Origin of the sequence: Zobellia uliginosa, from assembly GCF_900156625.1 — a bacterium.
Classification (GTDB): Bacteria; Bacteroidota; Bacteroidia; order Flavobacteriales; family Flavobacteriaceae; genus Zobellia; species Zobellia uliginosa.
In genome coordinates this window covers 193,977-203,786 of record NZ_FTOB01000007.1, presented here as the reverse complement: position 1 = coordinate 203,786, position 9,810 = coordinate 193,977, and the positions used below count along the sequence as shown (strand labels likewise).

Sequence of the window (9,810 nt, the reverse complement as noted above, 5' to 3'; positions counted from 1 at the left end):
GTTGTCCATGCGGATCCTCTTTGGCTTTCCTTTTTTATTGATAAGGTGGTTCAGTACCCAGACAACGCGATTGCTGGTCAAGGAAAAGTCGACTTCTATATGAAGTGCTTCTCGATTAAAATCATCGATGACGTTGAACGACCTGAAGCGTCTTTTGTTTTCCAGGACATCGGTCACAAAGTCCATACTCCAAGTGTGGTTAAGTCCATCAGGTACCTCTAAGGGCTCTTTCACCCTTGCGGGCAAACGTTTCTTCACCTTTCTTCTCAATGGCAGCCCAAGGGCCTTATAGATACGATGGACCCGTTTATGGTTCCATGGCTTCCCTTCATTGCGCAAACGATCGTAAGCCTTCCAAAAACCTTCCTCCGAATGATCTTCGGCCTTTTGCCGCAAGGCATCCTCTATTTCGGTGTCGTCCTTTGGAAAAGGTTTATAATAATAGACGCTCTTGCTCATATTTAGGACACGGCACGCCCTGCTGATACCGTAATGAACAAGTTCTTTGGCGATAATGCGCTTACGACAAGGCTTCAGAGCTTTTTTTCGATGATCTCCTTCGCCATTTGATGGTCCAAAGCTAAGTTGGCGTACATCTGCTTGAGCTTGCGGTTCTCTTCTTCCAGTTCCTTTATGCGCCTGAGCTCCTTGCCGCTCATTCCGGCGTACTTCGAACGCCACTTGTAGAAAGCGGCCGAGCTCACACCGTGTTCACGGGTTATATCCGCAACGGTCTTGCCATTATCGAACTCCTTTAAAATCTTCGCGATCTGCGTGGGTGAAAATCTACTCTTCCTCATAATACTGTTTAAAATTAAGATTATTATTCTACTTTTAAACAGTTCGGTTTTAAGGGAAGCTTACACAGTAAAGAGAGCAAAAGAGATGAAACTCTTTACAAAACCTGATAAATCTGATGCAGAGGCAATTGCTTGTTTAGAAAATGATGAAATAGTATTTCAGGAAAACAATAATAGAAAGTATGCGCCCACTCACGATATTTTAGAAGATTGGGCTTTAGTAAAATATGTTTCCTCAATATTCGAAGATTTTCCAAAACCAAAAGATTTATTTGATAAATTGGGGAATGAACCTGCTATCAGAAGAGCTTTTCGTCTATGGGTTGAGGATTATTTAATTGATAATAATAGCGCTATAAACGAGCTAATTAAAGCGACAGTTTCTGGCTCAATTGATAAGTACTGGGCTGACGAGTTGTTGGTCGCTGTTTTTAAATCCGAAAACTGTAATTCATTTTTTATCGCTTTTGAAAAAGAACTTCTCGAGAAAGATGCGGTCTTCTTCAATCGATGTTTACATATCATTAAAACTTGCTGTAAAGAAAGCGACCAAAAAGCCAACAACAGCAATATTCTATTGCCGATTGGTTCAGGCTGGAAAGAAGCAATATTTTTTATTCAAAAACACATATCTCAATTAGACGCAATTAAGCTATCAATAGTAAACTTTCTAACAGACTGGTATTATCGATTACTTTTTCAAGTCAATAAAATTGACAACCTAGAATTAGAATCGGCAAAATATATTGTCCTTATTTACTTGAAAGAAATTGAAGAAGAAAAAGAATTTTGGCAAGAGAAAAATGCTAATAACAAATCATCAATACTAATTACAATTTTATTTGATTTAGCTTCAATTTCAAAAGAAGAAATTATAAAACTAACTGAAAGAGCATTCGTTAATAAAGAAAATCGGGATTCTTGGAGACTAAATTCTTTTTATGAAAATGTAATTAATAGTTGCCTTTCAGGGATTGGAAATCAGCATTTAATCAAAGAATTACCAGAATTGATTATTGATACGGCTTGGAAAAATTGGAAATATATTCCACCTAAAAAAGAAGATTTTCCTGATGATAAATTTGGCTTTTTTGCAAGCCAATCTTTGCGAGACGGACAATGTTGGGGAATTCGAGATAGACATTCTTTTTTTCCTTCAGGAATTTACAAAACCCCTTTTTACAATTTATTGTGGGTTCATCCAATCATTGGATTAAAATTCATTATTGATTTCATAAACTATTCGATAGAATTTTATGTAAACGCAACTTGTGATTACAAGCATAAAGTTTATGAAATTGAAATTGAGTTAAATGATGGTACTAAAGTAAAACAATGGGCGGCTTGGGAATTATGGGCAGCATACAGAGGTTTAAGTGTTACCAATAACGCATTGGAATCATTACTAATGAGTCTTGAAAAATTCTTGTTAAAAACAGCAAAACAGAAATCAGATGTAAGTAAAAGGAACATCAATTTTATATTTGATTATGTCCTTAAAAACAGTAATAATGTTGCCCCATTATCAGTTTTAACTAGCGTTGCGATTGCATATCCTGAAGAAGTTGAAGACGTGATGCTACCACTTTTGTCTATCCCAGAATTTTATGATTGGGATTCAAGTAGGGCTATTCAAGAAAGCTCAGCACTCGCGCCAATGGACAATGATATTTCATTTGCACAAAAAGTTCGTTGGGAATCAAATCAACTTCCTCATAGGAAACAGTTCACACAAGGTTTGGTCGATTTCATTGTTGACTATCAATTCAATATCAGAAAAATTAATCAACAAATACACAAATTATTTGATAAGCTAAAAGATAATATCAAAGAAGGTGATGTAATGTGGAAAAAGCGATTGAACGAGATTGATATTAGAAACTGGGAAGTCCAACCATACGATAAAAAACTTGGAGGGTTTGTTGTTCAGCCCAAATACGAACAAGAAGTCGTTGAACATTTAGCTTCCTCACAAGATTATTTTGCAAAACAAAATGAAACAGCCACTTATTCAGCGATAATTTCAAAAGCACACAAAAAGGAAGAATCCATTAGTTATGAAAAATGGTTGGAGTGTTATCAATATTATTCTGACGATAATAACTTCGATATAATTTTCAGTAAACCTATAACACTAGCTGTTCTGGGATTACGTGAATTTTCAAGAGATATATCAAAAAAACAAAAGAATTGGTGTTTAGAAACAATTATTACGGCAATAGGTTCCATTCTTAAAGATACGTTTAATAGAGATTACAGCTTAAATATGAGTGTCAGTCTAATGGAAAAGGAAATCGCTTTGTCCTCTTTCCATTTGCTTATACAAAACGTAGATAGTGCAGAAGATATAAACGGTATAATAGCAACAATGATTTATATGCTATTCGCACCGTTTCACGACCACGAAATTGACAAAATTACCAAATATGTAAGAGAAGAGTTTTTCGCTCAATTTCCTGATGAAGCAAAAAGAGTTTGGCTTGGGCTTATCAAATATTCTAATTACAAAAAAAATAATCCACATTTTTTTGGTTACCAAGATGAAGAAAAGTCAAAGCAAGTGCAGAAAAATGAAGAAAGTTTCGTTCAACAAATTTCATCAGAAAAAAATTTAGAGCTAAACGTGTCTGAAATAAATTTAGATAAAAGCGAAGGATATTTATTGGCCAGAGCATTTGTAATAACACCTTACAATACAAATGACAATGATTTTTCAGTGTTTATTAAACATTTTATGCCTTTATTGACAGAAGACTTAAAACACGAGGAAACGTATTCATATAATCGAAACAAAGGTAAAAGACAAATTCATCATCAATCCGTTCTTGCTACTAAATTCTATTTAGCACAACTTCTTTTAGAGGCCAATACTATATTAGCAAATTCTGTTTTGGATTTAATCATTGACCCAATTTACCAAACTGGCTTGCGCAATCTAAGAGGACGAAATGACTTGTTTGAATTTTCTTCAAAGGTTCCCGAGCTCATTATTTACAAATTAGATGAATTCATTTCTGATTCAAATGATGAAGAGTTAAATCAAAAACTAATAACAAACTTTTGGAATTTATGGGAACACTTTTTTGATAAAATCAAAGCAAGTGGCAAGCAATATTTTCTTGCGACATTATTTCTTGACATTAAGTGGAAAGAAACTGCCACCCATTGGAAACCAATTGAAAACAAGAAAGAATTTTACAAATCAATGGTTGAGAGTTTAGGAAAGCATAAACCAACTTCAATTCTTAATGTATTATCAACCATTGGAGATAAAGTATTACTACCTGAAACAATATCTTTGTTAGTTGAAATTTTCAAATCAGAAGAAATCACAACAATTGCATTGTCGTATCCTTCAGCAGAAAGAATGATTAAGAGACTATTCTACAATCATATTTCAAATATTAAAAATAATAAAACGCTAATTGAGGACTATGTTTGGATTTTAAATCGAATGGTTGATTTAGGTTCATCAGAAGCTTATTTATTCAGGGAGAATGTTATTACATATAAAAAAAATGAAAGTTAAAAAAGCACATACCCACAACAATGGTAACCGTTGCACAACCCGTCATACGGAATAAATTGATAGTTTTTGAATTATAAGAAATAATTAAAAACCAATATATCAGCTAGTTATATTTTACAAAATAACCTAACAAGTAGGTGTTGATGGAATTCATGCTTGTGCAACAGGCACAAAACCTATAAACAATACGGGCTTCCGGCTTAATCGAATGGTTTGCGTATTTTTATGAAGTCCGCAAAATTTTTTGGATTTTGCTCTGGACAGGAAAAAATAAATCAAAACAAAAAGATTTTGCTATGTGTGTGTGGCGGAAAGCAAACGCTAGTTTGCTCCTGTACTGTTCATAACTAAACCGTTGGCATTCATTTGAGATGAACCGAGAAATAATCGAAATATTAGAGAAACTAAAACAAAAACCGTCTTCTGAAAAAGTTGACCACATATTACTTTTAAAAAAAATATACTCTAAATATTCTAATGGAATAAAGAAACTCGAACCAATTGCTCATTTCTACCTGAACGGATTTGACGACTTACCTGCGTTAAAAGAAAAACATCTGTGGAATGAATCGAAATTTATCGAAATAAGAAAAGACTTTGTCAATGCTCATAACGAACTGATTGAATTAATCGAATCGACAATAAATGACTTAAAACGCATTGAATCTGATTCATTTGATTATCAATTAACGAAAGCAGAGTTTTTAGAACAAGTAAAATCTGGAAAAACAGTATTTGAAGAAATTGATTTGGAAAACATAGACTTGAGAAACGAGAATCTCTCAGGAATAACTTTTAAAAATTGTTTTATTTCAACCGACTTTAGAAACTGTGATTTGACGAATACAAAGTTTTTAAAAAGTAACATTAAAACTTCTGATTTTCGAAATTCTAATCTTACCAACGCTCTAATGGAAAACGTATCTTTTGAAGCAACTAAATTTAAAGGTGCAGAAACTAAAGGGTTTATATTTAATGATAATTATTGTCATTCTGTTGAAGGTATCGGACAGACCGAATTTAATGATTGGATAATAGAAACGGAATAAAACGAAATGCCAACAAAACCTATAAACAATACGGGTTTAGGGCTTAATCAAAAGATTTCCGTATGTTTATGAAGTCCGCAAAATCTTTTGGATTTTGCTCTGGATAGGAAAAGCAAAAACAATCAGTAAGGTTAGAAACTAACTTAGTGTAAACCCTAATCTATAACTTTAACTTTTGTAAACGATGTATATTAACGAACAGCTGAAAAAAATAAAGCATATTAGTGAAAGCTAATGAATTATGATGAGAAAATAGTAACCCATGAATATTTAAAAGATGATGTGCTTTGCTATTGGCAAATGAGTGGAGATATTGACTATATTGTGGGAATTCATTCAAGGTTTCTTCCTAAAGGACAGAATTTGCTGATATTTAATCACGGCAGTGACATTGAATATTTGGATGCTACAAAATTCAAGTGTTTAAACCCAAAAATCTTTGTTGTTCCTGCATTTGCCACTAGTCGAAGAATAAATCAAAAGGGTAAAATTGATTTATTTGGAATCTCATTTATTGGTGATGGGCTTTACAAATTAATGAAGCAACCCATATCCAAAATAGCAGGCGGTTTTCCAGATGCCTTGCAACAAAAAATTGAAGAACTAAACGCAGAACTTAGTGTTTTGAGTTTTTCCAAGAAGACAAAATGTGCGGAAAAATTCTTAACCGGTAACCTTGACCGAAATTTAAATAGTCCACCCTTACAACAGGCTATAAAAATTATTCATCAGTCGAAGGGCATAATTACAGTTAGTGAGATCGCCAATAACGTTTATGTTTCTGAGAGGCAATTACAACGGCTGTTCAAAACACGCATTGGCATTTCCCCAAAAGATTATTGTAAAATTATTCGTGTCAACAACTACATGGATTTTATCCTTTCCAAGGACAACCCGGTAGATTGGATGGAATTGGTGGTTGAGTACAACTATCACGATCAACCACACCTTATCAATGAAGTAAAATCAATTGCCAAGCTTGCCCCCAAGAAACTTCAGAGCTATAGGGACACCTTATATCACCGGTTTATCTAAAAACAAGAGGTCGTATTTCTACAATTTCATTCCAGCAATAGAAGGGATATTTGCACAATAAGAAAAAAGCAAATAATAAACTATTTATGTGATGGCAATGGAAAGAATACAACTCTTATTAGCTGAAAACCCAATATCAGGTTTTCTTATCTTGACCTTTTTAATATCGTGTATATCATTTGTTTTGATGTTAAATATTCCTGGAGCCCACACTCCTGAATCATCTATTGGGTTACCCATTTGGCTTATTGCTATTTGGAGTCCAAATATCGCTGCTGCAATCATATGGGTGGGAAAAAAGGAGTTCATTGTAAAATTTCGAACAGCATTTTCCTTACCTGATTTATCATGGTGGCTATTAGTCTCATTAATCCCATTAGTAATTGCTGCTGTACTTCTATTTGTGGAGTTACAAAAGGAAAGTGCAATCGAGTGGTCAAATTTTGAGTTGAAGTACCTATTACCTCTTATACTTATAAACTTGTTTTTGGGACCATTGGGGGAAGAATTGGGTTGGAGAGGCTTTCTGTACCCTACCATTAAAAGCAATTATGGATGGATGGCCAGTGCATTGATTGTTGGAGCAATTTGGACAATGTGGCACGCTCCTTTGTGGCTCCTTGATTCTCCACAGTCAAAAATACCTTTTTGGGCATTTGCCATTAATGTTATGCTGTTAAGTGTTTTAATGTCTATGATTTACAATCATTCACAGGGGTCCATACTAGTGGTCATACTTCTTCATCTTACCTTTAATATAAGCCTGGGGGTTATTGATATAATAGGGTCTCATCAACCAGGGGATTATGTGGTAAAGAGTTTGATTCTTTATACTCCTCTGGTTTTGATTTTGGTTGGTATCCATGAATTTACCAATACGCATGAATGCACGATACAATAGCATACATTATTGAGTAGAAATCAATCGTTTAGTTCAATATACCGGGTAATATATAAGTTGCCAATAAAAGGAAAAATGCAAGACACGCCAATCGAGTAGACGGGTCCGCCCCTAGTTAGGAACGGACTGCGCCTCTCACACCACCTGCCATACGGGTCTTCCCGCAGTCGGTGCGGGACGGGCTGTATATGGCGGTTCACAATCCATCTTTCCCATCGTTCCTTACACCGATTGAAGCTATTCCGTAGTTTTGATGTATTTCGTAAAAAATAACCTATCAAATACGTATTGATGGAATTCATAGTTGCGCAACAAGCACAATGGCCATAAGCAATTGCTTGTTCTCGCTTACTTCTGAAAATCCCCGCAGATTTTGCTTGCGCCAGTTTGCTGCGCTCGTGTCAGCTTGGTGCGTACTTGCAAAATTTAGTGCTAACCCACGCAACTACGTTTAGCCAAGACCGTTGGCATTAATCTAAAACCTAGACTTTCCCCCAAACTTAGTAATACGTATTTGTATAATTAAAACATAAAAAATATACATATAAGTATTCTCTTTTATGTTATATTTATATGTATACTTTTGAATTAAATTACATACTTATATGTATCAAATACTAACAAATGAGAAACAAGAAAAAACTGCTCATAGAACAACTAGACCAAAAATTGGCGAATTTTAAAGATGCCGGAATGGTCTTGGTCCCACAAAAGGGATGGGTGAATACTATTAGAACTACCCTTAATATGACGAGGGACCAATTAGGGACCAAACTTAACTTAACTAAAGGAGCTATTCAAAAAATCGAGGAACGTGAAGCTACAGGTCAGATAACCATCAATAAATTAAAAGATGTCGGTAATGCTTTGAATATGAAATTTATCTATGGCTTTATTCCGAAAGATGGAACGATTGAAAACTTAGTAAACTTAAAGGCTGAACAGCTAGCACGAAAAATAGTTTTAAGGACGAATCAAAATATGAAATTAGAGAACCAAGGAATTGGGGATGAAAAAATAAATAAAACCATAAAAGAACTTGCTGACGAAATAAAACGAGAGATGAAAAAATCATTATGGGATTAGAGTTCGATTATAAAGATGGACAAACACCTTTAGACGAAGAAGAAAAGGAAGGTCTTAAAATAAAGTCTATTACTACTCAAGGAGAACTAGATGAATTTGAGCAATTGAATATTGAAAAAGCAGTGGAATGGACTATTCATACCAAATTCAAACTTGAAAAAATTTTAACTGAAAAGTTTGTAAGAGGCTTGCACAAAAGAATGTATGGTGATGTATGGAAATGGGCTGGTAATTTTAGAAAGACCGAAAAGAACATTGGAATTCCGTGGACGCAAATTGGAATTGAATTAAAAAATTTACTGGACGACACTAAGTATTGGATAGAAAACAAAACTTTTCCACCTGAAGAAATAGCTATAAGATTTAAACATCGCATAGTATCCATTCATTGCTTTCCAAATGGAAATGGAAGACACTCTAGAATGATGGCCGACATTATTATGGAATCAATATTTGGAAATGAAATATTTTCTTGGCATCAATCAAATATGGTTGAAGCTAATGAAATAAGAAAACAATATATAAAAGCCCTAAGAGAAGCAGACCATGGCAATTATAAACCGTTAATTGAATTTGCAAAAAACTAATGCCAGGTCTGTAAATCAACCCCTGCCCGTTGATTCAATTACTTTGGGGCTAGCCGCAAACGAATTAAAAACAATAGCTTTAATAAAGTTCTAGAACACTGAACAGTTCTATCTAGGGCAGCTAAAGGGGACGTCTTCACAAGGAAGAAGCCTCCCTATTGAAAAATTTATAGGTCGACCAGGGTAATATGGTATCTGTGTAGTTTTACCTTGCCCATATTCTCAAGTTTCTTGAGCAAACGCGACACCACTACGCGCGATGTATGTAGTTCGTAGGCAATTTCTTGGTGGGTGCTATTAATGGTGGTACTGCCGGTAACCCGTGATTTTTCCCTTAGGTATTTCAATAGGCGTTCATCCATCTTTAAAAATGCGATGCTATCCAAGGTTTCGAGCATTTCATTCAGACGGTTGTGGTAGCTTTGTAGAATAAAGTTGCGCCAGCTTGGGTATTGCGCCATCCATTCCTCCATTTTCCCCACGGGCACCATAATCAATACGGCTTCGGTTTCGGCCACCGCACGGATCTCGCTTTTTTTATGGCCTACGCAACAGCTCAAGGTCATGGCACAGGTTTCGCCATGTTCGAGAAAATAGAGCAATAGTTCATCGCCCTTCTCATCTTCCCGTAACACTTTGATAACCCCTGAAACCAACAAGGGCATCGATTTAATGAACTCCCCTATTTCTATAAGCTTGAACCCTTCGGGTATTTCCTTATAGGTCGCCACCCTATCGATTTCCTGAAGAAGGTCGTTCTCAAAAATATGTCCGTACTTCTCTTTTAAATGTTGGTTCATTCTAAAATCCAGTCTTTTTCCCG

The 9,810-nt window shown here is 35.0% G+C and carries 7 protein-coding genes and 1 pseudogene; 6 read left to right on the top strand and 2 right to left on the bottom strand.

Features of this window, described 5'->3' with window-relative positions; genetic code table 11:
- A pseudogene (locus BW980_RS22215) lies at positions 1-800 on the bottom strand (IS3 family transposase); the annotation flags it as partial.
- Between the two features lie 85 nt (positions 801-885).
- Here BW980_RS22215 and BW980_RS19350 point away from each other — a divergent pair.
- From BW980_RS19350 to BW980_RS19325, 6 genes are all read left to right on the top strand, one after another.
- Positions 886-4,329: a hypothetical protein gene (locus tag BW980_RS19350; RefSeq protein ID WP_175609927.1), complete on the top strand. Its 3,444-nt coding sequence runs from the start codon at positions 886-888 to the stop codon at positions 4,327-4,329.
- 371 nt (positions 4,330-4,700) lie between these two features.
- The gene (locus tag BW980_RS19345; protein ID WP_076456805.1) at positions 4,701-5,378 is read left to right on the top strand and encodes a pentapeptide repeat-containing protein; all 678 of its coding nucleotides are present in this window, start codon (positions 4,701-4,703) and stop codon (positions 5,376-5,378) included.
- Positions 5,379-5,612: 234 nt separating this feature from the next.
- Positions 5,613-6,413 carry a helix-turn-helix domain-containing protein gene (locus tag BW980_RS19340; protein ID WP_076456804.1) on the top strand — a complete coding sequence of 267 codons (801 nt, stop codon included), beginning with the start codon at positions 5,613-5,615 and terminating at the stop codon, positions 6,411-6,413.
- 91 nt (positions 6,414-6,504) lie between these two features.
- Positions 6,505-7,314, top strand: coding sequence for a CPBP family intramembrane glutamic endopeptidase (locus BW980_RS19335; protein ID WP_083690551.1), 810 nt, complete (start codon positions 6,505-6,507; stop codon positions 7,312-7,314).
- 624 nt (positions 7,315-7,938) lie between these two features.
- Complete coding sequence (locus BW980_RS19330; RefSeq protein WP_076456802.1) at positions 7,939-8,400, top strand: mobile mystery protein A; 462 nt, start codon at positions 7,939-7,941, stop codon at positions 8,398-8,400.
- Positions 8,391-8,987, top strand: coding sequence for a mobile mystery protein B (locus tag BW980_RS19325; protein WP_076456801.1), 597 nt, complete (start codon positions 8,391-8,393; stop codon positions 8,985-8,987). The genes BW980_RS19330 and BW980_RS19325 overlap by 10 nt, the downstream gene beginning before the upstream one ends.
- A gap of 167 nt (positions 8,988-9,154) precedes the next feature.
- Here the strand turns inward: BW980_RS19325 and BW980_RS19320 are convergent, their stop codons facing one another.
- Entirely contained in the window at positions 9,155-9,787 is a 633-nt protein-coding gene (locus BW980_RS19320) for a Crp/Fnr family transcriptional regulator (protein ID WP_076456800.1), read from the bottom strand.
- Between the last annotated feature and the right edge of the window lie 23 nt (positions 9,788-9,810).

What these genes read in the sequence shown, in the direction of transcription:
- BW980_RS19325 (WP_076456801.1), top strand. Translation starts at nt 8,391, where the DNA reads ATGGGATTAGAGTTCGATTATAAAGATGGACAAACACCTTTAGACGAA.
- BW980_RS19345 (WP_076456805.1), top strand. Translation starts at nt 4,701, where the DNA reads ATGAACCGAGAAATAATCGAAATATTAGAGAAACTAAAACAAAAACCG.
- BW980_RS19335 (WP_083690551.1), top strand. Translation starts at nt 6,505, where the DNA reads ATGGCAATGGAAAGAATACAACTCTTATTAGCTGAAAACCCAATATCA.
- BW980_RS19340 (WP_076456804.1), top strand. Translation starts at nt 5,613, where the DNA reads ATGAATTATGATGAGAAAATAGTAACCCATGAATATTTAAAAGATGAT.
- BW980_RS19350 (WP_175609927.1), top strand. Translation starts at nt 886, where the DNA reads ATGAAACTCTTTACAAAACCTGATAAATCTGATGCAGAGGCAATTGCT.
- BW980_RS19320 (WP_076456800.1), bottom strand. Translation starts at nt 9,787, where the DNA reads ATGAACCAACATTTAAAAGAGAAGTACGGACATATTTTTGAGAACGAC.
- BW980_RS19330 (WP_076456802.1), top strand. Translation starts at nt 7,939, where the DNA reads ATGAGAAACAAGAAAAAACTGCTCATAGAACAACTAGACCAAAAATTG.